The organism is Aureimonas sp. Leaf454 (genome assembly GCF_001424685.1).
Classification (GTDB): Bacteria; Pseudomonadota; Alphaproteobacteria; order Rhizobiales; family Rhizobiaceae; genus Plantimonas.
On record NZ_LMQT01000002.1, the window covers coordinates 1 to 23,565 of the forward strand.

Here is a 23,565-nt window from a genome sequence, read left to right on the forward strand (position 1 = left end):
ATAATCCTCTCGTCAGACTGCCATAATCCTCTCGTCAGACTGCCCGTCCTGGCCGCCTGACGAAATAACTCGGCCCTGCCGAGATCGGTGTTTCTACACCACGTCCCGGGACACGACCCGTGCTTTAAGCCGCTTGGCTTACCAATGTGGTGCTTGCCGGCAAGGTCAAGGTGCAACGCAGCCCTTCCTCCGCATAGTCGATTGCAGCTTTCCCTCCCAGCTCGAGTTCGATGCTCACCCGAATGAGGCGTGAGCCGAAACCCTTTCGAGTGGGAGCTCCAAAGATCGGCTTCCCAAGCTCAGTCCAATTGAAGCGAAGGACACTCTCACCATCCTGTTCTTCGAGGTGCCATTCGACCGCGAGCCGTCCACCTGGCACTGAAAGCCCACCGTGCTTTGCGGCATTGGTCGCGAGCTCGTGAAACACCATGCCAAGAGATAGAGCCGAGCGTGCACCCAAAGCGACGTCCTCTCCACGTATATCCACCTGACCTGCGGCATAGGGTTTCAGCTCATTTTGAAGAATTTCCCGAAGGCTCGCTTTGTCCCAGCCGCCTCGCGTCAGTGCATTGTGTGTGGCTGAAAGGGCCTGCAACCTTGCTTCGAAGCTGGCGAGAAACAGATCGGTAGAAGGGGACTCCCTTGCTGTTTGGCGTGCGATCGACTGAACAGTCGCGAGCGTATTCTTCACTCGATGGTTCAGCTCGTCCGTAAGAAGCCGCTGGCGCGCTTCACTAGCCTTAAGTTCGAGGAATGCGTTACGCCGATCTGTGACGTCGAGCACCACGCCGACCATCTTGCTTGATCGACCATTCCGCGAACCAACCACTCGGCCTCTTGAGTTCACCCAACGCTTGTCTTGAGTGAGGGAGTACTCGATATCGTAATCCGCTCCTGTAGCGACTGAGTGCGCAAGACGGCGTTGCCGTTCCTCCCGAGCGTCCGCTCCAACGCGCATCAAAAGGTCTTTGAATGAAATGCCATCATCAGGTGAAAGGCCGAAGACAGCTCTGCCCTTGGGAGAAAGGTGGACCGTGTCGGACGGGAGGTCGAGTTCCCAATAGCCGACGCCGCCCGCCTCCAAGGCCGCCAATATACTCGCACGTTGATCGTAAAGGCTCGCCATCAGAGCGAGAAACAGGACGAGCACGGTGAGCGCCGCTACGCCTATGGCAAGTGCCATCGGTGGAGCGCCGTTCAGCGCGACCTGATGATCCTGAACATGCACAAGCTGCAACGCGGCCATGGCCGTGTAGTGCATTCCGACGATGGCGAGACCGAGTATAAACGCGGCGATCGCCTGCATGCGCGTGGAGTGCTCACGCCGAGCAGCAAAGAGCGCGGCGGTTGAGGCGACCACGGCGATCACGAGCGAGAGCACGACGAGACCAGGTTTGTAACCCAGTGAAACGGTAGTTTGGACGGCGGCCATACCGACGTAGTGCATCGAGCAAATACCGGCGCCCATCGCTATGCCTGCTAGAACGATCTGCTTCGGCCGGACCGTGTCGGAAGCGACAAAAAAGAATGCACCCGCCGTGGAGCCAATCGCGAGGACCAGCGAGACAAACGTCAGCAGCGGATCATAGCTGACAGCGGAACCAGGATCGAAGCCAAGCATGGCAACGAAGTGCATCGACCAGATGCTTACGCCCATGACGATGGCCGCGACACCGAGCCAGATAATACGTGCGCGCCCGATGTTGTCGGCTACACGGCGGAAAAGGTCGAGCGCTGTCCACGATCCGAAGACCGCGACGATGACAGACAGAACGACGAAGATGGGGCTGTGAAGACTGTGGTGCATTCGGCTCGTCCGCTGTGGCTGATCTTCTCCATAGATGAAGGTCGACCAAGCGGATATGGGCAAAAGCCACCGTAAGGCTGCTGATGCGGAGCTCAGTGGAAGCGATGAGAGGAATACCACTTTTGCGCGACAGACTACGTTTTCCAACATTCAAAAGATCATGTCGTCCGTGTGCGTTGAGATGAATAGTTCGCGCGCACGTATTGATTTTCTTATGATCTGACGATAGGTCCACTTGATAGCGCAGTGTTCTCACCTTTTTGACTTCTAGGAACATGATATGAATTTCGACGACAACGCCCCCTTCTGCCCGATCGATGAGATGACCGAGATCGTCGCTGCCTATGTCAGCAACAATCGCGTAGCGGAGGCTGATCTTCCGGCGTTGATTTCGTCCGTGTACGTGGCGCTCGTTGGAACGTCTTCGAAGGCTGACGTCGTGGCGGAGGCGGAGCCGCAAACCCCCGCCGTGTCGATCAAAAAGTCGGTCACGGACGACTACATCATCTGCCTGAACGACGGAAAGAAGTTCAAATCCCTCAAGCGTCACATCATGACGCACTACGGCCTGACGCCGGACGACTACCGAGCCCAGTGGAAGCTTCCTTCCGACTACCCGATGGTTGCGCCGAACTATGCAGCTCAGCGTTCGGCACTGGCAAAGTCGATGGGCCTTGGCCGCAAGACGGGTGAAAGCGCACCGGCGGCGAAGGGACGAGCGACACGGAAGGCCAAGGAAGCCGCCGAGTAAGCCAGATCTTCTCGGCCGTACGCAACAGGCTCCGCAACAGGTGAAGCCGCCACTATGCGCCCGCCGAACATCCAGCCGGCATGTCGGGGCGCCGTAGCCATACCTGGCCGGTGGCGCGGCGCTCCGACTTTCCGCTTCTCAGTTCATCCGATCGATGACGCCCGGCACGCTGGGGCCGGGGCCCGTCGGATCCGGCTCGTTCATCGGGTTCGTGCCCACAGGCTTCGTCGGCAGATCGTTTCCGATCCCGGCGCCGCCGTCCGGCCTGCCGATGACGTCGTTATCGCCCTGTCCCGGCAGAACCGGATCCGGCAGATCCTGCCCGGGGCGTCCAAAGGTGTTCGACATGCTGTCCCTGATCTCGTTCAGAATGGGGACGCCAGTGAGTGCAATGCGGTTCTTGGCTGCGACGACACAGTCGCATCGTCGCTTGAACCACGGCGCCCCATATCGTCTGCGTGATCAGCGTTCGCCAGACCATTCAACGACAAGTTCACGCCATGACAGGCTTCGGTTCGGGAACCGTGGACCTGGACACGCCGAAAGGCGATCCGGGCCTCTTCGGCCCCCGCTCAGCCACATGGCGTGTGCATGGCGACTTCAACAGCATGATGATCGGCGGGATCGCTTCGCTTCTGATGCAGATGCTGCACCCCGGTGCACTTGCCGGCGTTTGGGACCATTCAAATTTCCGGGCCGACATGGGAGGACGCCTGCGTCGAACGGCTCAGTTCATCTCCGGCACAACATTTGCTTCCACGGAGCAGGCGGAGGGGTTGATCACGCGAGTGCGCCGGATCCACGATCAGGTCCAAGGCGAACTGCCGGACGGAACGCCGTATTCCGCGAACGATCCCGAGCTTCTGTGCTGGGTCCATGTCGCGGAGGTCAGCTGCTTCCTGGATGCGCACCTTCGGTATAGGAACCCATACCTCTCCGCGAGTGACCAAGACCGGTACTTCGCTGAAATGGCTATGGTCGCCGTGAAGCTCGGCGCGACGGACGTGCCGATCTCAAAGCGCGAAGTGGCAGCATACCTCCAGGCAATGCGGCCGAAGTTGAAAGCCGACGATCGCACGCGTGAGGTCGTTCGGACGCTTCTGTCGGAGCCGGCCCCGAATGCGCTTCTGGTTCCGTTTCGCGAGGCCACGATGCATGCCGCCATAGACCTTCTGCCGGATTGGGCAAAGCGCATGCATGAACTCGACATCTCGGCACCGCGGCGCAGTCTCGCGCGTGTGGGTGCTCTAGGGATCGGTGCTGCTATTCGTTGGTCTTTAACCGACGGTTCGGCCGAACGCGCAAAACGTCGCGTTTCCGCTTAAACTGCAAACCTGAAATTAAAACCGAGCTGCCCCTTCGGCTCTGTCCGCTGTGCAAGGGCCGCGGCGAGATCCGGGTCGATGCTGAAATCCCCGCGGATCAGTCCATGAGACCAGCGATGGCGGGCGCCAGGGCGGTTCCAGGGCGGGCTGTCGATGATCGGATACCAGCACACCCCAACGACCTCGGCGCCCTTCGTCCGCGCCAGTTCCACCTCCGACAGAACGTGGCGGAGCCAGGCGCCTTTGTTCATGCCGTGAAAGCGGCGCTGTTGCTCACGATGTCCGTCGTGCCAGCTCGTTTCGGCTACAAGGATCGGCAGGCGGTAGCGGCGGGCCGTCTTCAGGAGGACTTTCGAGAGAGAGGTGCGGGCGGTGTGGGGGTAGTAGTTCACTCCGACGACATCGACGAGGCCCGTTGCGACGAGAGCGTCCGTCGCTTCGAACTGCCGTTCTCCGATTCCGTTCAACGGATCCGTCGTCAGCACGCGCACGTCGGGATGATGGTCTTTCGCCGCGCGCGTCATGGTGAGTGCCAGACGCACGGCGTCGTCGCGCCCCATGCCAGCGAGCATCGGATAGATCGAAGGCTCGTTGACAGGGCAGATCCAAAACGGCCGATCCTGCCTCGCGAGTGACGCGGCGTTGCGGGCGTGGAACGCTGGATCATCTGGCGGATCGAAGTGGTTCAGGTCCCAAATGACGTCGGCCCCAGCCGCCTCGGCCGTGCGCAGGCGTTTCCCGACATCGTGGCGCCAGGGCAAGCCGTCGCGCGAGCGGGCAAGCTCGTGTTCCTGCGCCACGCGGTAATGCGCAGTCATGCGGCCGCCCGGGACGTGATCGGTCGACAGAAGGAGATCATGCCCATTCCAGCAGAGCCGTCCACATTCAAAACCTGCCAAGATGGGGATCATCAGAGGCTTATGACGCAGATCTGCGCCGCGGAACAAGCGAGGGATAGCCGGCAAAGATGAAAGGCTAGACCAGTTGCCCATTGTCGTGCCCAGATCCTCCGGCAGAGTGCCCTAGTCATGAGTGCTGTTGGGCTTGCGCAGCCGCGCGCCGGCATCAATGAAGGACAGACAGGCTCATAGGGCGATCGCCGCCTGGCGGAAGTCCGAACAGCTTACGCACCAAGTTCAGGAAGGCGCCATACGGCCGGCCCAGGACCATCATTAGAACGGCGGCGCCTAGAACGCCGAGGAATAAGGCTCGCCCTGAGGCACCGCTGACAGCGATGATGGCAGCGTAGATCGGGACTTGGAAGCTCACCAGAGCAATGCTGTCCCACATGATCTGAGACAGCCGGCTCGGCTTCGCATGCGTCATGAGCCAGTCGCGCCACAGCCCGTAGGGACGGCCGACCGGAACCATGAGAGCCGCCCCAATAGACGGGCGTGAAGCACCTGCTCCCAGGTCATTCCGGCGACGAAGCGTTCGTTGAGAATGCCGGTCATCGTGAAAAACAGGATGAGCGCCGTCGTGTCGGCGAGGAAGGCGCGGGAGATCTTGATCAATTGGCCTCCGTCGACCAGCTTAGCCGCACGCCAGATCCGCTGCCGATCTCCAAGACGAACTGGACGCCAGCCGTTTCGAGGGTACCCCTCAGCACCTCAACGTATCCTTCTGTAGGGGCCACTTCCCGTCCTCAAAGTTCCGAACCGCAGACACATCCGACCCGGACGCTTCGGCGAGCTGCAGCTGCGACCACTTGAGGAAGCGGCGGGCGGCGAGACATTGGGCGGGGGTCATCATGCGCCGACGCTGCGCTCGTCGGCAAAACCCGGCAATTATCGAGCTACCGTATGTCGTCGTTCGTTGAGTTTACCTTGCCGTAACCGTGAGCGCCACTATCACAGTCAGCACGACGTCGACGTTGCCTATATCTCACCTGACCCTCCGGTTGGTCGTATGACAATCGCGGGCTGGCGCTTCGTTTCGCCGTTTCTCAACGGGATGTCCCGGAACGTGAAGTGGATCGCAGCCTCGCCGTCGAATCGTTTTGCGGCAACTGCGGCAATGGCCGCATAAACGCCCTTCGGCGCCTGCTTCGATCGAGCTGGTAGATCGTCGTCTGGATCAAGCTTTCTCGCATAGGGAAGATCGGAAGCGATGACGTATTCCTTTGCGTCCGGCAGCTCGGTACCACCATCCAGGTCGAATTCAATACCATCGGCAAAGAGCGTGTGGCTGCGTTGGTAGGCGCCCGTCAGCTGCGGTGAGATGTCCATCAGCTCGCGCAGTATCCAGCGCACCGAGTTCGTCTCGGCGTTGAAGAGTGCAACGATCGTGCCATCGGGCCTGACCGTCCCGAGGGCGGCCCCTGGCCGACCGTCGACGGTGACGCGCGGCTTGCGGATCGTGCGGCCGATCGCGAGCTCGTTCTCGATTTTCACCTTCGCGATCTGCTCCCGCGCGAAGCTCGCCAGCATGGCAGATCGCTTCTTCGGCGAGGTCATGTCGTCGACGATGAGCGCGAGCTCGCGATCGAAGGCGTCGGCCATGTCAGGCCAAGCCGGGGAGGGTGGCGGGCTTCTCTTCCTGCACCAGGCCGGCGATGCCGGCGAGGATCATGAAGATGCGGCGCAGCGCGTCGATCTGGCTGGCGCGAAGCGTCAGCATCTCGGGGAAGACGAGCGCGAGCGACGCGACCGGGATGTTCTTCGCGATCGTGTCGTCGAAAAGGCTGCTCGTCTCCGGCGGCGCTCGGCCCTTCCAGTCCGTCAGCATCTTCTGGAACAGCTCGCGCACCTTGTCGCTGTAGTGCGCGCGGGCGAAGGTCCGCCAGACGAGGCGGTCGTCGAGGCCCGCGCTCGGCAGCTTCTGCGCCTGCTCCGTGATCTGTGCTCCGCGCTCACGGAAGAGCCCAAAGTGCGAGAACACGTCGCTTGGGTGCATCTGGCCGCCGTAGGCGAGGATGACCAGTTCGTCGCATGCGCTTTGGAAGAGTTCTTGCGCGAACTGCTCGGCATTCTGTCGAAGGATTTGCGGGGCGCTGCTCATGCGGCCATCCTTTCAATCCTTCGGCGTTCGGCGCGGGACATCGGCGCGGCGGCCTTGAGCGGAGCTGGCTGGATCTTCTCGCCGATCAGATCATCCCAGCGATGAATGACGCTCTGCGTCACCTTGCCAGGCCGGATCTCTGTCAGCAGAACGTGACCGCCGACGAGGTGTCCTTCCGCGCCCCACGGCGTTTCACAGAGCATCCGACGCTGACATTCCATGATCTGGACGCCGTGAGAGAACGCATCGAAGGTCGTCTGGTTGAAGTCCTTGGCTGGTCGGCTGCGGACCCGAGCGAGTTCGGCGTCTGCCTCCTCATCGAGGAACGGCAGATTGTACATCGCCAGCGCATCGAAGGATGCGGGATCGCCTTCGCTGGTGCGGGTCTGGAACCGGAGGATCTTTCCAGAGCGCTCCTTTTGCGACCAGCCGGCGATGACAATCTCGAACTGGTGGAAGCCATCGGCCTCGATGTCTGCGGCGTTGGCCTCTTCCCACTCCATGAGGTCAGCCTCAGCGCGCTCGGCTAGGTCGTCGAAACCGATGTAGCGCTGCGCGGCGCGAGCCGCGAAGTCGAAGGCGAGCTGAGCCAAGCCTCGCACCGCGACGACGGCGTCCATTCCCTCGATCGGGACGGCCTTGTCCGCGAAGCTGTGAACGACGAACTCGCGATCGTAGAAGGCCGCGTCTGTCAGCATGACGACGCGATCCGGCATTCTGAAAACGTTGATGGCGGTCATGCTGCGATCTCCGTGCTTTCCCAGGCATCGGAAGTGGACGCATCCAGTTCGGCCTGCTTTTCCCGTGTGTGTTTGCTCTTGCTCTTCAGGCCGCCGGCGAGTCCTGCAATGGCGCCGATGCCAGCCATGATGGGATTGCCCGTCGCAAGCCCGCCCATGAGACCGCTGAACGCGCCGCCAAGGGGTGAGCCCGACTGGTAGCCCGCGGCGCCTGCGCTGAGCGCTGTGAGACCGCCCTGCGCGAGCGGCGAGTTCATGAAGCCGCCAAGGCCGCCCCCACCCGCGGCCCCGCCCATGCCAGGGATGGCCGGAGCGCCGGGATGCCACGACGCGGTGTTCGTCGAGAAGCCGTCGAAGCCGCCGGCGAAGGCTTTCTGCACTGCTGGCGAGAAGCCGCCGAGAAGGCTCGGCGCGCCGCCGGAGGAGACGCTACGGGCATAATCGGTCGTTCCGAGCTTTACGGCTTGGCGGAGCGCGTTGTCGTTCGCGCCCATTCCAACCGACTGCGCGCCCGGCCACATCTTCCGCTGCGCCAGCGTCAGGCCACCCTCCCAGGTGCCTCCGCCCATACCGACCTTCTTGCCGGCGAGATCGAAGTGCATGTTGTCGACGGCACCGTACTTGCCCTTGCCGCCGGAGAAGTAGCCGCCCCAGCGGAGCATCCCCTCTAGTTCGGGGAAGAGCTCGCTCTGCACCTGCTTCGAGAGTTGAGCGAACTTCTCGTAGGTTCGGAAGGTGCCCGCGTCCTGGTAGTTGCCGAGGCCGGCGATGCTGACGTCGGCGGCGATACCCTGGCCGTGGAAGCGCTTGTCGCTGGGGCGGAGACCAGAGACCGCCGTCACCGGCATATCGAACCGGGTGGACGCCTCTTTCAGGATCGTCATCAGACGACCGTCGACGCCGGAGTTGAAGCGCCCCGCATATTTCAGCATCTCGCCGGAAGCCGCCGCGGCCGCTGCCGGCGCGGCCTCGGTGAGCGCCTGGAGCGCGCCGCCGCGTTGCACCGGCGTCGTCGGCGCTGAGAAGCTCGAGCCGCCGCCAAAGACCTCCGAGGCCGTTGGCGGCTTCGTGATCGCCTGCGTCAGTCCGCTGAAGGCGTTGGCAAGGCCGCCGATGCCGCTGGACTGGCCGCTGCTCCCGCCGCCGTTGCCGAAGAGGCCGTCCATCAGCTTGTCGAGCCCGGCGGAGGCCATCTGCTTGCCGAGCCCGGCGAAGGCACTGATCAGCGTGTCGAGCGCGCCCTTGCCAGAGGTGAGGCCATCCACAAGGGTCGAGACAAAGTCCGCCGCGGCGTCGCGAGTGTTCTCCATCTCGTCGCGGGTCTCACGCAGCGCATCGTTGTAGCGCATCCCGGCGGCAAGGCGCCCGCCTTCGAAGCTGTCGTACTCGACGCCGAGGCCACGAAGCGTCTCTCGGATACTCTGTTCAACGTCCGGCAGCGTGGCAATGCTGCGCTCGAACTCCAGATCGGCGGCGAACTCTCGGACCCGCTCCTGCTGACGCTTCACATCCTCCGCCGCCTTGGCCTGCGCTCTCTGCGCTTCGGTCGCGGTGTTCAACTGATCCGTCAGGCGGCCATACTCCACCGCTTGCTTCTCGATAAAAGTGAGGACGTCCGGGTCGATGGAGGAGCGGCCCGCTTCTGTCGCCGCTTCCTGCGCCTCGCGCAGCCCGTCGGTCTTCATCCTGGCCGCTGCGATGGCGCCCTCGCTCTGGCCGAGCGTGACGATCTGGAGCTGAAGATCCTCGACCGAGCCTGAGAGCGATCCGCGGAGCGCCTTCAGCGCCTCCCCGTAGGTGTCGGCTTCCTTCGTTGCGCCCTGTAGCTCCTTCTGCTGCTTAAGCAGCTGGTTGCGAATGTCACCCATGCCGTCCGGGTCGAGACGATCACCGAAGCGGCGTTCGTTCACGGCGCGAAGCGGCCGATCCTGCTCGCTCGGAACCGGGAGGCGCGAACGTGAACTGACGATCGCGTCCATGGCGGACTGAAGTGCTTCGGTGTTCGTCGCAGCATCCGCCACGTCTTTGCCGAGCAGGCGCATCTCACCGGCGAGGGTCCTGACGCCCTCGCTCGCCCCCGGCTTGATCTCGATCCGGGCCATCTGGTCGGCGAAAGTCTTGGCCGTGATCTCACCGCGCGAGAACTGCGCGTAGAGGCCTCGGATCTCGGATTGCGCGTCGCGCATTTCCGAGTTCATCATGTCGAGCAGCGCGCCCATGCCGCCGATGATGCCGGTTTTTAGCGACACGGCAGAGCCGCCCGACAGTGCCTCGATGGCGGCTTTCGCTTCCTTCTTTGCCTCGCGAAGGCCCGTTGCGATCTCGGCGGTCGATGTGTTCTGCGTTGGGATGGCTGCTCGCGAGAACACGGAGTCGGCCGCATCGGCCGCCGCTCCGAAACTGTTTCGCAGACCGTCGATGACCTTCTTGTAGCGGTCTGCGGACTCGCTGGCCTTGCTCACCTTCTCATCGCTTGACGTGGCCCAGAACACGCCAGCTGCGGCTGTCGCAGCGCCGAGGGCGAGACCCCAGGGGCCAACCGCTCGCGCCGCGCCGGCGATGGCCGTGCCGATAGCGGCGAGACTGCCGCGCATCCCGCCGGGGCCGTCGCCGAGCACCTGCACGACCTGACCAGCTTGGCTCGCCATCACCTGGAAAGGTGAAGCGCCCATCGCCAGCATCGTGCCGACGTCGTTCAACTGATAGCCGAGGCCCTGCACCTGGTTCGTCGTCAGCTTGACGTTATCGTTCGCGGTCTTCGCGTCATCCCCGAACTGCTTGAACCGGGCTGTGGCACCGGCCATGATGGCATTGCCCTGCTCGACCGTGAGGTTCCGCTTGGCGATCTGCGTCTGCACCTGCGCCTCGACCTGAAGGTACTTCGAGGCGTTGGCATAGCCGGTATCGTAGGTCTTTCGCAGCGCCTCTGCCGCGCGGGCGTCGCTGAGGGTCCGTTTTTGCAGCGCCTCGCTCGTCTTCAGCGCCTCGGTCTGCATCTTCCGCATTTCGGCGGCGAGAGGCTTCAGCTCCGCCTCGATCGCCTTCGACATAGACGCCATCTCGCGCGCTGCCGCCTGCGATTGCTTGGCGAAGGCCGCCGCCATCTTCTGCGCCTCGGCGGACAGCTGGCCGGTCGTTCGACCAAACGCCTGGACGTCCTTGGCACCCTTGGCGAGCCCGGACGTGTCAGCGGTGACGGTGAGTTTCCGTTGGAAGGTCGCGGTCATCAGGCAGCTTCCTCGATGTCGCCCTTCCGGAAGACACCGGGGAACGATGCGCCGGAGCGTGCGAGCTTCTCAGCCGCAGCCTTGATGCAGAATTCGTTCGGCGTAATGCCAGCTCGATTGGCGGCATCGAAGAGCGAGGTGCGAAAGGCGTTCGTCACCCGAGCTCCCTTCAGGAAGAGCGGTGCAGAAGCAGCATCGGATCGGCCGGACATCCGCAGTCCTCCTTATATTGATCAATCATCATTCGACCACGGAGGGGAGCTGAGGTTTAGTGGACACGTCCGGACATGATCGGACGTTGGGCTGGCAGCTCGGTTCGTGACAACGGCCGCCTTGCATCGTTGAAAGCAAAGAAGATGGCTGCCGAGATTGCGGCGGTACCGCCAGGCTTTAGAATCGGTATTGGTAACGACCGATAGGTGGGGGAAGGGCAGGGGATGCGGTCGCTCTTAGGGCAGTGCCGATGCCGAGCCGTCACCTACGAAGTCGCAGACGAGTTCGCTTATGCTGTGAACTGCCATTGCTCGGACCGCCGGCGAGCGACCGGTTCAGCCTTCAAGCCGCTGGCGGGCGTCCGGCTGGTGCAGGCAGTCTGCCGGACGATAATGGTGACGGCGATGCAGACGGCGATGCAGACGGCGGTGCTGGCGGAGTACAGCCTTTCACCGAAAGGGCGAGACAATCGTCCGCGTCGCAAAGTTGGAGGTGATGCAGGTGCATGGGCGTTCTGGCCATTGCCAATCCTGAGGCCTCGTGAAAAGTGAGCCATGACAAATCTCAGGGCAGCATAGCGTGGACGACCAGTCACTTGAGGCCGACGCTCCAAGCTTCTTGTCCGGTGGCGGTGAGATGGGCGCTCTGATGCGTCAGCACGATTGGTCGACATCGCCCCTTGGCCCTCCGAAGACATGGCCTCGTTCGCTTGGGTCGGTTGTCGGGCTCATGCTGGGTTCGAAGTTTCCGATGTTCCTGGCCTCGGGCCCAAACCTCGGCTTCCTCTACAACGACGCCTATGCCCCGATCCTGGGTGCGAAGCATCCGCAGGCGCTTGGGCGGCCGTTCAAAGAGATCTGGAGCGAGATCTGGGACGATATCGCTCCCCTTATCGACAAGGCTCTTTCTGGTGAGGCGACTTGGGCTGAGGACCTGCCGCTCCTCATGCATCGTCATGGCTATGCCGAGGCAACTTTTTTCACGTTCTCCTATTCACCGGCGTTCGATGACCAGGGCCAGGTGGTCGGTGTGTTCTGCACGTGCACCGAAACGACTGATCGCGTGCTCGCTGATCGCAGGCTTGAGGCAGAGAGACACCGGCAGCGCAGAATGCTCCAGCAAATGCCGGGTTTCGTGGGCATGCTGTCTGGTCCAGATCTCATCTACGAATACGTCAACGACGCCTATGTGCAGATTTCCGAACGAACCGACTTCATCGGGCGGCGCTTCCGGGACGTGTTCGCCGACATTGAAGGTCAAGGCTATTTCGAAGCCTTTGAGACCGTCTACAGGACCGGCCAAGGCATGGTCATTCGCGGTATGGAGTTGCGGCTTCACGGGCGCACAGAGACGCAGGTCATAGACTTCGTTCTGGAGCCGATCCGCGACGAGGAGAGTGCCGTCATCGGTGTCTTCGTTGGTGGTTATGAAACGACGGAGGCGTATCAGCGTGGTGTGGCACTGCAGGAGAGCACAGGGCATCTTCGCCTGCTCGTGAACGAGCTGAACCACCGCGTGAAGAATTCGCTGGCGACGGTGCAAGCCATTGCGGCCCAGACGTTCAAGACAGCAGAAACATTCGAGCAGTCGAAGAAGGACTTCTCGGGTCGCCTTGTTTCTCTGGCACAAGCGCATGATGTCCTGACCGAGACGAACTGGTCAGGCGCTTCCATTCGGGAGATTGTCGATCGAACGGTCGGACCACACGGGGATGGTTCTGGCGACCGCTTCAAGCTTGACGGTCCCGACGTTGTCCTAAGTCCGAAATCCGCACTCGCTATGTCCATGGCACTGCATGAGCTGGGCACCAATGCGGTGAAGTACGGCTCCTTGTCGGTGGAGAGTGGTCATGTCGAGATCACGTGGCGGGTTATTCCTTCACAGCAGGGGCTGATGTTGACCGTCGTCTGGCGAGAGGTAGGAGGGCCGGTCGTCACGGCGCCGACCCGAAGAGGCTTCGGATCACGCTTGATCGAACGGGGGTTGGCTCCAGAACTCGGCGGCGAGGTGCGTATTGTTTATGACCCAACTGGCGTCGTCTGCACCATCGATGCGCCGCTTAACAAAGGCGTCTGATGGCACCGACCAGAAAGCGTGTTCTCGTTGTCGAAGACGAGATGATGGTCGCCATGATGATCGAGGACATGCTGATCGACCTCGGCTTCGACGTCGTTGGCCCAGCTATGCGCCTTGAGGCGGCGCTTCTGCTCGCAGACCGTGAGGCGATCGATGGTGCTGTTCTCGACGTCAATCTCGGATCTGAGAAGTCGTTTCCTGTAGCAGAGGTGCTTCTCGCCCGAGGCATCCCGTTCTGCTTTGCCACTGGCTACGGCAAGATGGGTGTGAGCGACGTGTTCCCAGATGCCATCGTCTTAGCAAAACCTTTTGAGGCCCACTGCTTGCAGAGGGCCATGAAGGATGCTGGCGTCCATACCGCCAATTGATCATGGAATGCCGACGACAGAATGGAGGGCCACTCTGCCATCGGCATTGTGCCCTGTTCGTCTGCTTACGGGCTCGGCGAAGATGCCATTGCTGCCTGATCCCTGGCTGGAGCGCGGAGCAGTTCCGCCGATCCCGGTGCCAAGGACGACAGGAGGACGTCGACGAACGAGAGTGAGAGGACGATGGCGCCGGTGTCGTCGTGAACCTCGAACGTGGTGTCCATATCGAGTGGCCTGCCAGCCTTGAGCCGTTCTGCCATCATGTCCCGAGCCCCGGCCATGGCTTCTTCGCGCACAGTGTCGATCCCGTCGAACTCGATGCCTTCAGGGTCCTTGGTCAAACGATCATGCAGACGAACGTGGAAGAAGTAGCGCACCTGAAATCCATATCTGCTGCGTCCCTACTGAGAAGGTGCGAAGTCAGACCGGGAAGCGCAATGTCGGAAACGTACGCTTCGCTCTCGCATTGGTTGGACATGCATGGTTAGCAGAGCAAGGTCAGGGTAGCGTTCGGCGCGAACGACTATTGGACATGCGTCGTTCTGTCATGACCAGCGGTTCATTGCCTGCTAAGGATCCTTCGCGGCTTGGACCGTTCGAGGATAGCCGTGCCTTATCAACAGAATGGTCTCCTAGCCGTCATGTCGGGGGAAGACCGCGCCATCCTCACGCCATTCTTCGAGCTAGTGCAGCTCAAGGTCGGACAGCACCTCTTCGACACCTATGAGCCGATCGAACACGTCTACTTCTTCCTGAGCGGGCTCTCGTCCGAAATTGCTGTAGCGAACGAGATGAACCGTGTGGAAGTCGGGTGCGTGGGCAAGGAGGGGCTTTCCGGGCATCCCGTGCTTCTCGGCGTCGAGAGGTCGCCTCACTACAGCTTCATGCAGGTGGCTGGGGAGGCTCTTCGTATCCGCACGCCAGATCTCCAAAAGGCCATGGACGACAGCTCGACCTTACGCAAACTGCTGCTTCGCTACGTGCATGTCTTCATGATCCAAATCGCATCGTCCGCTGTGTCGGACGCGCGCTTCACGATCGAACAACGTTTGGCGCGATGGCTCCTCATGACGCAGGATCGGGTCGGCGACCGCATGCCCCTGACCCACGAGTTCCTATCGCTAATGCTCGCCGTGCGGCGCTCTAGAGTAACGGATGCCATTCACGTCCTTGAAGGGGAGCACCTGATCAAGGCCGAACGTGGAGCCACCACGGTGCTGGACAGGGCGGGGTTGTTGAAGAAGGCGGCGGGTAGCTATGGCAAGCCCGAACGCGAGTACGAGGACCTGATTAAAGCGGCCTGAGCCTGCCTGCTCGTTCATCGGAGAGCCATCCCATGCATACGAGACAAGTTGATGACGAGGGCCGCATATCTCGACGGAGACGCGGAGCCGTTGGGTGAGAACCAGGTAGCTTTTTGCGTTTCAGGTACGGGTCGCGAAAGGTTCAGCCTGTCTTGAACCGAAGTGCACGCTCCTGTTTATGGGGCCGACGTTTCGTTGACTTCGTGAGCGTTGTGGGTTTCGCTTTCGGCGGCTTTGAGGCCGTGATGGTAGTACCAAGCCTGCGAGCGGCGAGCATGCCGCTATCCGTAAGGCTTAAAAGGAAGCTACGCCTCGTCGCGTACCCGAGCGACGCAAGTTCGCCCGCGGCTTCCTCCGAGAAGCGGTCGAGGATGAGCCGGCTTTGAAGGCGTCAAAGGGTTTCACGTGCCTCCTCGGAGAGGACGGGAAGTGTGGCACCATTGTCGTTCATGTCTCTCAGCCTTGGATTGTGGGGTCGAACGGCGGGCTGTCCTCGCTGAAACCTATGACGGGGTCGTGACGCGCTGAGGAAAAAAGACAATCAGGCTCAAGCACGGCAGAGGAACCAAGGCAGCGAGGCTTGCAGCGGCGTGTATCTACAATCCACTTCTATGCAACTCAATTGTTTGTATACAGGTCGATAGCCGGAAGCGTAAGATCACGCTGTTTTCGCAGGTCCGTGAAGTCTCAGTTGGAGGGCACCCAATGTCGACTGCGCATTCTTCCCATATGTCTCTAGCCACTCCAGAATTGGTGCCGCTGCTGATCTCCATCTCCAAAACGATGCGTGCTCTGCACGGGCTGAAATTGGCAAAGCTCGGCTTCTACAATGGTCAGGACGAGCTTCTGATGGCGGTTGATGAGAAGGGTACGATGGCTAGCTCTATCGCGGATCAGTTAGCCATTCGTCCGTCGACCGTTTCCAAGATGCTGGATCGGCTGGTCGATAGGGGCTTGATAGAGAAGGTCGGCGACCCCGAAGACGGTCGCCGCACCATCATTCGGATAACAGCTGCGGGCAGCATCGCACAAAGGCGTGTCATTCGACTGCGTAAAGAGCTTGAGGAAGACCTCGTGAAGAGCTTGGACGAGGACCTCCATCGCAGCATGGCTGCAAGCCTTATGCAGTGTCAAACCCAACTCATGAACCGGCTGAAGCGGCTCCGCTAGGATCGGCCTTCGTGCCGGTGCTCGGCTATCTCGATGACCTGTTGCCCGCACGAAACCCTTACGGGATCTCTTTCGCGTCTACCGCTTGTCCTGAGTGACGAAGTGGTTGCCGGTTCGATCACGCATCTTCAACCTTGAACGAGCTGGGAAACTTTCATGGGCACCATTGCGCAATCTAACGATCTTCGACCTGTTTCGAAAAAGATCCAAACAGTGACAAGCGCTAGCCCTGTGCCTTCTAAAAGCGCAATCACTGCCACAGAGCACAAGACTGAGCTTGTTTCAGCTCTCCTTTCCATTTCGAAGAGCACGCGGGCTCTCACACAGCTCAAGCTGCAGGAACTCGGCTTTCACAACGGACAGGACGAACTGCTGCTGGCCCTGGATGAGCGTGTGTCGACCTCCGTATCGAAAGTGGCGGATGCGCTTTGCGTGCGCCCATCAACGGTGTCGAAGATGATGGATCGGCTTGTCGAACGAGGAATGGTCCAGCGAGTTAAGGGCGTCAGTGACCAACGCCAAACCATGGTGCGGATCACACCAGCTGGGTTGGATGCTCGAAGTCGCCTTCTTGCCATGCGAGAGAAGCTGGAGAAGGAGTTGGTTGCAGCTTTTGCAGGCGATGCCGAAGCGATCATCCAGACGTTGGATACGGTGGCACAGATCCTTCGAGCGCGCCTGATGAGGCTTCGCTGAAGCCGATGCGATCGAGGCCAAAACGCTAAACAGCCCCGATGCGATGAAGGGGGAAGGGCCCCTGGGGGGGGTTGCGAATATCAAGCAACCAGGTGGAGGAAGGGTACTCGTTCTTCCTCATCAGCCGCTATCTCATATAGCTCGATGATCGAGCCACAGCTGCCAGCTCCATAGCAGACACGCCATCGATCTCCTCTGCCTCGTAGGCAGCGACAATCTCACTGATGCTCACGTGATTTCTCCGGCCCGTTCAGGCGGAAATTGCCCGAAGCCAAGGCCGTTATAGGATATTCGTTCGCAGCCTCGCTGCCAATATTATTACGTATAATCAGTTGTTTGCCGGGAAATAAGCGCGCTAACTTTGTGCCGACGAAGGTGCGGCGGCAGAACGCGATGGTATGGATGTCGCGCCGCCGCTGATGCGATCAAGGCAAAACGCTACGCGCCTCGATGTGACGCGATCATGCTCAGCGATGGTGAAGGAAGAGTTTCGGCAACTTTCCTACACCGACGACGCTTGCCGGGATGATTGGCAAGCCTTCTGCAGCGGCACAAAAATTTAACGTTAACGGTTGAGGTGCATTTTGACGCGACCTATCTCTTTCGGACCTCAGCGCTATGTCATTTCAAAACCTCAAGATCTCCAGAAAACTGTCACTCTCGTTCGGCACTCTGCTGATCGGCGTTGTCGCTATGGGGGGTCTTCTTTACAGCAAGTTGAGCTCAATCGAAGATGTTAGAGTTCAGAACAGACAGGTAAACCTCGGTTGGCGTGAGGCAATCGAAGCACGTGGGGCGCTGTCACGGGTGGAGAACTCGCTTCGCGGGTATCTCCTGACACTCGACCCCATCTACACCGACAAGATCAAGAAGCACCGAGCTTCCTTCGATGGTCATGTCGCTAAGCTTGTTGCGATCTCTTCCGACACTCCTGAAGCGAAACTTCTGGCCGATAAAGCCACTTCAGGCGCCACGAATTGGCAACGAGAGATTGCCGACAAAGCCGTTCAGATGGCTTCCAATCCAATGACGCTTGATGCAGCTCGCTCGCTCCCGACATCGAATGCGGCTTCCGCTCTCATCGACCCCACTGAAGAAGCGATTGACGGGCTGATCTCTATTAAAAAGGAGCAAGCGGAAACCAACGCTCAAAAACAACAAGGGGCCTACGAAAGCAGCGTCTTCACCTTGGGGAGCGGTATCAGCTTGCTCGCTCTCTTGGCGATCGGCGCTGGCTTCCTTCTGTCCCGTGGGATCGCAGGGCCGATCACTGGACTGCGAGATGCCATGGAGAAGCTATCGCGAGGGGATCGGTCCATCGACATTCCAGCGGTTGGTCGCAAGGATGAAGTCGGCGCAATGGCTGCCACTGTCCTCACCTTCAAGGAGGCGGCGATCCAGCAGGCCCGTCTTGAGGAAGAGGCCGCATCCAGCCGCTCTGCCCAGGAAGCCCAGCGCAATCATCAGTCCGCCATCGACAATGCCAAGGCAGAGGACCTCAAGGTCTTCGTCCATGCCGTCGAAGCAGGCTTCAATGGCCTGTCGTCCGGTGATCTCACCACGCGCATGCACCAGTCCGTCGCCCCGGAGTTCGAGCCTATTCGTGCAGAATTCAACAGCTCCGTTGCCCAGTTGGAGGAGACGATTGGATCTGTCGTCTCCGCAGTCGGCAGCATGAAGACTGGCCTGGGGGAGATCACCGTCGCGGCTGGCGATCTGTCGCAGCGCACGGAGCAGCAGGCGGCGAGCCTAGAGCAGACCGTAGCTGCATTGGCTGATGTGACGCGGGGCGTCGGCCAGACAGCCCAAAGCGCAGAGGACGCACGAGCAGCTGCCTTCCTAGCCCAGAAGGAAGCTGAAAAGGGCGGCGAAGTTGTCAACCGTGCAGTTGCTGCAATGTCGGAGATCGAGGCATCGTCTGCCAAGATCGGCCAGATCATCGGTGTCATCGACGAGATCGCTTTCCAGACAAACCTCCTCGCTCTGAATGCTGGCGTTGAAGCAGCCCGTGCGGGTGAGGCGGGACGCGGCTTTGCGGTGGTCGCTCAGGAAGTGCGTGGTCTCGCCCAGCGCTCGGCTGAAGCGGCCAAGGAGATCAAGGGCCTCATCGCCACGTCCTCGGCTCAGGTCGAGCAGGGTGTCGAACTTGTCTCGGCGTCAGGTCAGAGCCTGGAGCAGATTGTGACGCAGGTCGGCGGCGTCGCGGAGATCATCACGCAGATGGCGCAGGCCGCTCGGGAGCAGTCGCTGAGCCTGAAGGAGGTCTCGATGGCCGCCGACAACATGGACAAGGTTACGCAGCAGAATGCCGCCATGGTGGAGGAGACCACCGCTGCGGCTCAGACGCTCTCCAGCGAAACAGACGAGCTGGCAACGCTGATCAGCCGGTTCCGCACCCGCGGAAGTAGGACCGTTGCCGCTTCTCCGTCGCGTGTGCCTGCCACGCAACGGAGACCGGTGTCCATCGTTCAGATGCGCACGACCGGAGCAGGCGGCGCCGTAACGAAGCCTTCAGCTGCTGATGAGGAGTGGTCGGAGTTCTAAGCGCTCCCATCATTTCAAGTGAAAAGAGGCCCGTCCGGTTCGTCCGCGGCGGGCCTTTTTACTGTTCCGAAAGCGGCGGCATCGGCATGGCCTCACCAGCTCGAGGTTGACCTCGCTACGCGTCTAGTCTCACTGGTTGAGTTCGATCATAGGCCTGCTACACCAGTTTTGTGGGCCCCAGAATGCCTTATCGAAACAATCAGAACTAACTGGATAACGAAATCATCTATAACAGATTGACCACGCGTTGATGTCCGGTTCTCACTAGTACGCTGTAAGAAGCTCACTGCGGACATGTTCCGTTCAAACCTCTTGCTACTGCATCTTAATAATCGTGCGAGAAGGTGGGCTATCAATCCGCTGCGGGAGGCTGCTGCCATTCGAAACGGGCAACCGTCTTCGGCGGCATTGGGCTGTCCTGAAGCCTTATTCTTTCTCATCGCATGAGCTACACATGCCCAAAACGTCCGTCGCAGACACCCTCAAGCGCATGTCCTACGAGCTTGATGCTCTCGCTGCGGCAACAGACGAGTTCCATGAGCTCGCATTTAGCCATGGCGACAAAGCTCCTTCTATGAGCTCCGCTTTCGTGTCCACAGCGCAGAGGATTGACCTGTCTCAGCAGATCCTAGCTAACCTGTCAGACTTCCTAGCTGGGTTGGCGACTGAGTTGCCCGAGACGCTGGCCATGGATCTGGAGGAGCCTTTGGCCCTGGTCACGTTGAGTGACCTCAAGAACCGTCTTCGCGGCGAAGTCGCTGGTCCTATGTCAGAAATGCGAGCCGCAGGGCCGAACTCCGGGGAAATGGAGTTCTTCTGAACGACCTGTTTGCCTCGGCGGGAGATACGATCGCAGGAGTGCCGCTCCGCTTCTAACTACCCTGCGTCGCGGCGGACTTCATCGTGTTCACCTGGATAACGTACAGGAGGAGGCCCGTTTCATTGGTGACGTCCATCTGCCATTCCTGATCGAGCCAGACCTCTCCAGCATGGTCATGCAACAATGTGCCGATACGCTTGGCCGCCTCGACGCGTGCTGCTGTGTGGTCTGCTAGCTCCATACCATGCGTGAGCATCACGTGGGTTGGGGTACGGACCTCAAAACGGAAAAGCGGCATTGGACATCACGGAGAAGGGCGGGCAAGAACGCTAGCTCATGAACTGTATCATTTGAGCTGTAAGGAAACCCTCACGCCGCGTCGTCATCCTTGCTCGGCGAGCACTGAATACCGCGCCGGCACCGTATCAAATGCAAAGCCTCACCTTCATCCAGCGTTCAGAGCCCACCCTCTAAACGGTGCCTCGTGATCCCGAGAAGCGGCTGGTCTGTTATGTCCCTTCCAGGCCAGCCGCCTATAGCTGGACGTCGTCCTCGGCGTCCAGCGATCATCCAGCTCGTATGGACGTATGCCTACAGTGGCTTAAGCAGCTCGTCATTGATGATGGGCAGTTCGTCGTCTTCGCCTGCATCCTGGTCAGCGGGATCATCGATCACAGCGACAGCAGGTCCCTCTAAAAGGTCGTCCGGGTCGAACGCGCAGTCGATGTCGGCAATGCCGAGTTCGTCCAGCGTCATCTCATCGGTAGCCGGTCGCCTCGGGGGCATAGGATCGCTCCGTCGCTATTCTCCAGAGCAAGCTGCTTCATCCCTTCATCGTTCCATTAGGGAACAAGCAGCCTCGCAACCGGCAGACCTCACCACTACCCGCTATCAGGTCGCGGCTCCGGTCATCGCACTTTCAGCCGGAACTGCTTCGAAGCCAAAAAGCCGAGACGTGTCACACCGAGGAAATCCGAGAGAAACGGCCGATGCAGATAACCGTGACATGGCGCAGCGCTGAGGTGCTGCCAATGAACTCCCAAGCTTGGAGCCGCAGCCGTGGAACACATCGCCGCTTTCATGTTGCTCGTTGGGTGCAATGCTGATGCTAGCAGCTGCCATAAGCTGCCCGTTCCCATAGCAGCCTATGAGAGCACCGATGAGTGCCAGCAGGAGCTTGGACTCCAAATTCGCCTCGGTGGTGCGGGCCAAGAGAAGGTCTACGGTGCCTGCAAGGAGATCGACGAGGAAGTTTTTGAGCAATCCGAAACGATCGACTGGTCGGTCACACGGTCGGGCAAGCTGCTCGTCACTTTCGACGCTGAGCCTCAGATCGTTGCATCACGTTAATTATTTGTATTATTTACAAGCGTCAACGTAAAGGAGTGTATTTACATGTACCGTCGTCCGATATGCGGCTGACAACAGCGTTTTATTTAACAGCGCATATGCCAGGATCGGGTGCGTCGCAAAAGCCCCTCCGCATCCGAGCACCCTGAAAGCAGGCCGTGACGAGACCTTATGTGCCGTCCTGCAGTTAGCTCGCGATCGAAACGGCAGTCAGATTTCGGCGGGGCGTGGGATTGATGCAATGGTATTGAGCGCAGCCGTCGCGCCTTCCCGAACCCAGGACAGTTGTTCCAGTGCGATCCGTGTCGCGCACTCTGACGCAGGGAGCGGCCGGTCAAAGAGGTAGCCCTGGCCTTCGTCGCATCCGGTTGCTCGGATCGCCGCGAGCTGCTCTTCGGTCTCAATCCCCTCCGCCACCGTTGAGAGTCCGAGCTTCGCAGCGAGTTCGCAAATCGTCTGGACGATGATCAGGCTGTCCTCTTCTCCTGTGGAACACCGCACAAAGGACTGATCTATCTTGATCGCGTCGAAGGGAAAGCGCGTTAGGTAGCTTAGCGAAGCGTAGCCGGTGCCGAAGTCGTCAAGTGAGATGCGCACGCCGATCGCGCGAAGATCGTTCAGAGTCGCGAGGACGATGTGGTCATTCTGGATCAGCACCGATTCAGTGATTTCCAGCGTCAGTCGCGACGGACGAAGGCCGTGTTTGGATAGAGCGGAGACGATCGAGGCCTTCAGCTGCGGATCGCCGAACTGACGGGCGGAGAGATTGACCGCGATCGAGATATCGTCTGGCCAAGTCGCGGCGGTGGCGCAAGCATCGGCGATGACCCATCGGCCGATCGGCAGGATGAAACCGGTCTCCTCTGCGATGGGGATGAATTCGGCCGGCGAGATGCGACCGCGCGTCGCGTGCTTCCAACGCAGCAGCGCCTCGAATCCGCTCGTCCGTCCGCTGCCGAGCGACACGACCGGCTGAAAATGAAGTTCGAGCTCGTCCTTCTCGAGCGCTCTCTCGAGGTCGCTCGCCAAGATTTGGCGATCGAGATACGCTTGCTTTAAGGCGGGGTGATACAGCCGATAAGCGCCACGCGTCGCGTCCTTGACAGCGTAGAGAGCGAGATCGGCGTTCTTCATCAGATCGTCCGAGCCGAGGTCGTCTGGGCTAGCGATAGCAATGCCCAGGCTGCCGCTCGCCGTCACGAGGCTACCGAAGAGATCGAACGGCTGGTGTAGCGTCTCCAACATCCGTTGGGCCACATCTACAGCAAAACGCTCGGCATCAGTTTCGCGGAAGATAGCGGCGAACTCGTCGCCACCGAGGCGCGCGAAGAGAAGCGCTTCGGGGACCGCCGTCAACAGCCGAGTGGCGGCGAGGCTCAAGAGCTGGTCGCCAGCCGCGTGACCAAGCGTATCGTTGACGTGCTTGAAGTGATCGAGATCGATCATCATCACGATCAGCGAACCCGTTTCATTGCCACGTCCGAACTCCTCGGACAGCGTCGAATTGAATGATAGGCGATTGGGAAGGCCCGTTAGGACATCGGAGCTGGCGCTATGCCGCGCCACGCGCCGGGCGCGCCTGAGGAGTGCGATCAGGAGGATGCCACAGATCAGGAGGCCGAGGATTTCCGATAGCAGCTGCCAGAAGATGCCAATTAGCTTGGCTCGATTCTCCGCAATGCGGCCCGACGAGCTCGATGTCGTCAGGGCCGCAAGCTGTGCGGCCGCCGTGTTCAACGGCTCGATCGCCGAAAGGATCGCCACAGCGTCGGCGGACGTCTTCAGATGTTGCATGCGCGGCGAGATTTCGCGCACCGTCTTCTGCATGCGCTCGATGAGTGCGATAGCCTCGTCTCCGTCCTGGCGAAGCCGTCGCGACTCCGCCGTGCCGAGCACCACCATCCGGTTTTCGAGAATACCAAAGCGTAAAGCGACGTCGTCGTCTGTAACCGGGCTTTCCGGCAGGAAGCGCGCCGCTACGGTCATCTGCAGCCGCGCCAGCTCGGGTGCCGTGGTCAATACCTCATAGACGACGTTGTTCTCGGCCGAGCGAGAGATGCCGTTTATGTACTGAACGCTTGAAAAGAGCATCGACACGGCCGCGATGCCAAGGCCCGCCGTTCCGGCTAGGAGTGGATACTCCCATTTGTTCTGATGCTTCGGCATAAGAAGTG

24 protein-coding genes and 1 pseudogene are annotated in these 23,565 nt (G+C 60.4%); 11 read left to right on the forward strand and 14 right to left on the reverse strand.

The window, feature by feature from the left end; all coding sequences use genetic code 11:
* Positions 1-124: 124 nt before the first annotated feature.
* The gene (locus ASG43_RS04940) at positions 125-1,807 is read right to left on the reverse strand and encodes an MHYT domain-containing protein (RefSeq protein WP_056501188.1); all 1,683 of its coding nucleotides are present in this window, start codon (positions 1,805-1,807) and stop codon (positions 125-127) included.
* Positions 1,808-2,087: 280 nt separating this feature from the next.
* Between ASG43_RS04940 and ASG43_RS04945 the strand changes: the two genes are divergently transcribed.
* On the forward strand, positions 2,088-2,558 hold the full coding sequence (locus tag ASG43_RS04945) for a MucR family transcriptional regulator (protein WP_056501191.1): 471 nt from the start codon (positions 2,088-2,090) through the stop codon (positions 2,556-2,558).
* Positions 2,559-2,696: 138 nt separating this feature from the next.
* On the opposite strand, the gene ASG43_RS04950 is transcribed toward ASG43_RS04945, so the two are convergent.
* On the reverse strand, positions 2,697-2,906 hold the full coding sequence (locus ASG43_RS04950) for a hypothetical protein (RefSeq protein ID WP_056501196.1): 210 nt from the start codon (positions 2,904-2,906) through the stop codon (positions 2,697-2,699).
* A gap of 152 nt (positions 2,907-3,058) precedes the next feature.
* Between ASG43_RS04950 and ASG43_RS04955 the strand changes: the two genes are divergently transcribed.
* The gene (locus ASG43_RS04955; protein ID WP_056501199.1) at positions 3,059-3,883 is read left to right on the forward strand and encodes an oxygenase MpaB family protein; all 825 of its coding nucleotides are present in this window, start codon (positions 3,059-3,061) and stop codon (positions 3,881-3,883) included.
* On the opposite strand, the gene ASG43_RS04960 is transcribed toward ASG43_RS04955, so the two are convergent.
* The 8 genes from ASG43_RS04960 to ASG43_RS04990 form a co-directional block, all read right to left on the reverse strand.
* Complete coding sequence (locus ASG43_RS04960; protein ID WP_156386477.1) at positions 3,880-4,794, reverse strand: hypothetical protein; 915 nt, start codon at positions 4,792-4,794, stop codon at positions 3,880-3,882. The two genes, ASG43_RS04955 and ASG43_RS04960, sit on opposite strands and share 4 nt — an antisense overlap.
* 154 nt (positions 4,795-4,948) lie before the next feature.
* Positions 4,949-5,254 carry an L-alanine exporter AlaE gene (gene alaE, locus ASG43_RS04965; RefSeq protein ID WP_244487986.1) on the reverse strand — a complete coding sequence of 102 codons (306 nt, stop codon included), beginning with the start codon at positions 5,252-5,254 and terminating at the stop codon, positions 4,949-4,951.
* Complete coding sequence (alaE, locus tag ASG43_RS23440; protein ID WP_244487987.1) at positions 5,206-5,397, reverse strand: L-alanine exporter AlaE; 192 nt, start codon at positions 5,395-5,397, stop codon at positions 5,206-5,208. The genes alaE (ASG43_RS04965) and alaE (ASG43_RS23440) overlap by 49 nt, the downstream gene beginning before the upstream one ends.
* 363 nt (positions 5,398-5,760) lie before the next feature.
* Positions 5,761-6,384, reverse strand: a complete 624-nt coding sequence (locus ASG43_RS04970) for a hypothetical protein (protein ID WP_056501205.1) — start codon at positions 6,382-6,384, stop codon at positions 5,761-5,763.
* A gap of 1 nt (position 6,385) precedes the next feature.
* The gene (locus ASG43_RS04975) at positions 6,386-6,883 is read right to left on the reverse strand and encodes a hypothetical protein (protein WP_056501207.1); all 498 of its coding nucleotides are present in this window, start codon (positions 6,881-6,883) and stop codon (positions 6,386-6,388) included.
* A complete protein-coding gene (locus ASG43_RS04980) occupies positions 6,880-7,623 on the reverse strand; it encodes a hypothetical protein (protein ID WP_056501210.1) in 744 nt (247 codons plus the stop codon). The genes ASG43_RS04975 and ASG43_RS04980 overlap by 4 nt, the downstream gene beginning before the upstream one ends.
* Positions 7,620-10,850, reverse strand: a complete 3,231-nt coding sequence (locus tag ASG43_RS04985; protein ID WP_056501215.1) for a phage tail length tape measure family protein — start codon at positions 10,848-10,850, stop codon at positions 7,620-7,622. The genes ASG43_RS04980 and ASG43_RS04985 overlap by 4 nt, the downstream gene beginning before the upstream one ends.
* Positions 10,850-11,008, reverse strand: coding sequence for a hypothetical protein (locus ASG43_RS04990; protein WP_244487988.1), 159 nt, complete (start codon positions 11,006-11,008; stop codon positions 10,850-10,852). Before ASG43_RS04990 ends, ASG43_RS04985 begins: the two co-directional genes overlap by 1 nt.
* A 279-nt stretch (positions 11,009-11,287) precedes the next feature.
* Here ASG43_RS04990 and ASG43_RS23445 point away from each other — a divergent pair.
* From ASG43_RS23445 to ASG43_RS05000, 3 genes and pseudogenes are all read left to right on the forward strand, one after another.
* Positions 11,288-11,425: pseudogene (locus tag ASG43_RS23445) on the forward strand (GFA family protein); the annotation flags it as partial.
* 367 nt (positions 11,426-11,792) lie between these two features.
* Positions 11,793-13,139, forward strand: a complete 1,347-nt coding sequence (locus ASG43_RS04995) for a PAS domain-containing sensor histidine kinase (protein WP_162244678.1) — start codon at positions 11,793-11,795, stop codon at positions 13,137-13,139.
* Positions 13,139-13,507: a response regulator gene (locus ASG43_RS05000; RefSeq protein WP_056501222.1), complete on the forward strand. Its 369-nt coding sequence runs from the start codon at positions 13,139-13,141 to the stop codon at positions 13,505-13,507. The genes ASG43_RS04995 and ASG43_RS05000 overlap by 1 nt, the downstream gene beginning before the upstream one ends.
* 65 nt (positions 13,508-13,572) lie before the next feature.
* Here ASG43_RS05000 and ASG43_RS05005 read toward each other — a convergent pair whose 3' ends face one another.
* A complete protein-coding gene (locus tag ASG43_RS05005; RefSeq protein ID WP_056501224.1) occupies positions 13,573-13,884 on the reverse strand; it encodes a hypothetical protein in 312 nt (103 codons plus the stop codon).
* A 231-nt stretch (positions 13,885-14,115) separates the two neighbouring features.
* Here ASG43_RS05005 and ASG43_RS05010 point away from each other — a divergent pair, with 231 nt between their 5' ends.
* The 5 genes from ASG43_RS05010 to ASG43_RS05030 all read left to right on the forward strand — a co-directional run bounded on the left by ASG43_RS05010 (position 14,116) and on the right by ASG43_RS05030 (position 20,041).
* Complete coding sequence (locus ASG43_RS05010) at positions 14,116-14,811, forward strand: Crp/Fnr family transcriptional regulator (RefSeq protein ID WP_244487989.1); 696 nt, start codon at positions 14,116-14,118, stop codon at positions 14,809-14,811.
* A 705-nt stretch (positions 14,812-15,516) separates the two neighbouring features.
* Entirely contained in the window at positions 15,517-15,981 is a 465-nt protein-coding gene (locus tag ASG43_RS05015) for a winged helix DNA-binding protein (protein ID WP_082490651.1), read from the forward strand.
* A gap of 156 nt (positions 15,982-16,137) precedes the next feature.
* Positions 16,138-16,677 (forward strand): MarR family transcriptional regulator, encoded by a 540-nt coding sequence (locus ASG43_RS05020; protein WP_082490652.1) that lies wholly within the window; start codon positions 16,138-16,140, stop codon positions 16,675-16,677.
* Between the two features lie 618 nt (positions 16,678-17,295).
* Entirely contained in the window at positions 17,296-19,221 is a 1,926-nt protein-coding gene (locus ASG43_RS05025) for a methyl-accepting chemotaxis protein (RefSeq protein WP_056501234.1), read from the forward strand.
* 454 nt (positions 19,222-19,675) lie between these two features.
* Complete coding sequence (locus tag ASG43_RS05030; protein ID WP_056501238.1) at positions 19,676-20,041, forward strand: hypothetical protein; 366 nt, start codon at positions 19,676-19,678, stop codon at positions 20,039-20,041.
* Between the two features lie 52 nt (positions 20,042-20,093).
* Here ASG43_RS05030 and ASG43_RS05035 read toward each other — a convergent pair whose 3' ends face one another.
* Positions 20,094-20,339, reverse strand: coding sequence for a hypothetical protein (locus ASG43_RS05035; protein WP_056501241.1), 246 nt, complete (start codon positions 20,337-20,339; stop codon positions 20,094-20,096).
* Positions 20,340-20,632: 293 nt separating this feature from the next.
* Complete coding sequence (locus tag ASG43_RS23220; protein ID WP_200939471.1) at positions 20,633-20,797, reverse strand: hypothetical protein; 165 nt, start codon at positions 20,795-20,797, stop codon at positions 20,633-20,635.
* A 303-nt stretch (positions 20,798-21,100) separates the two neighbouring features.
* Here ASG43_RS23220 and ASG43_RS05040 point away from each other — a divergent pair, with 303 nt between their 5' ends.
* Positions 21,101-21,391: a hypothetical protein gene (locus ASG43_RS05040; RefSeq protein ID WP_056501244.1), complete on the forward strand. Its 291-nt coding sequence runs from the start codon at positions 21,101-21,103 to the stop codon at positions 21,389-21,391.
* A 210-nt stretch (positions 21,392-21,601) separates the two neighbouring features.
* On the opposite strand, the gene ASG43_RS05045 is transcribed toward ASG43_RS05040, so the two are convergent.
* Complete coding sequence (locus ASG43_RS05045; protein ID WP_056501245.1) at positions 21,602-23,557, reverse strand: EAL domain-containing protein; 1,956 nt, start codon at positions 23,555-23,557, stop codon at positions 21,602-21,604.
* Between the last annotated feature and the right edge of the window lie 8 nt (positions 23,558-23,565).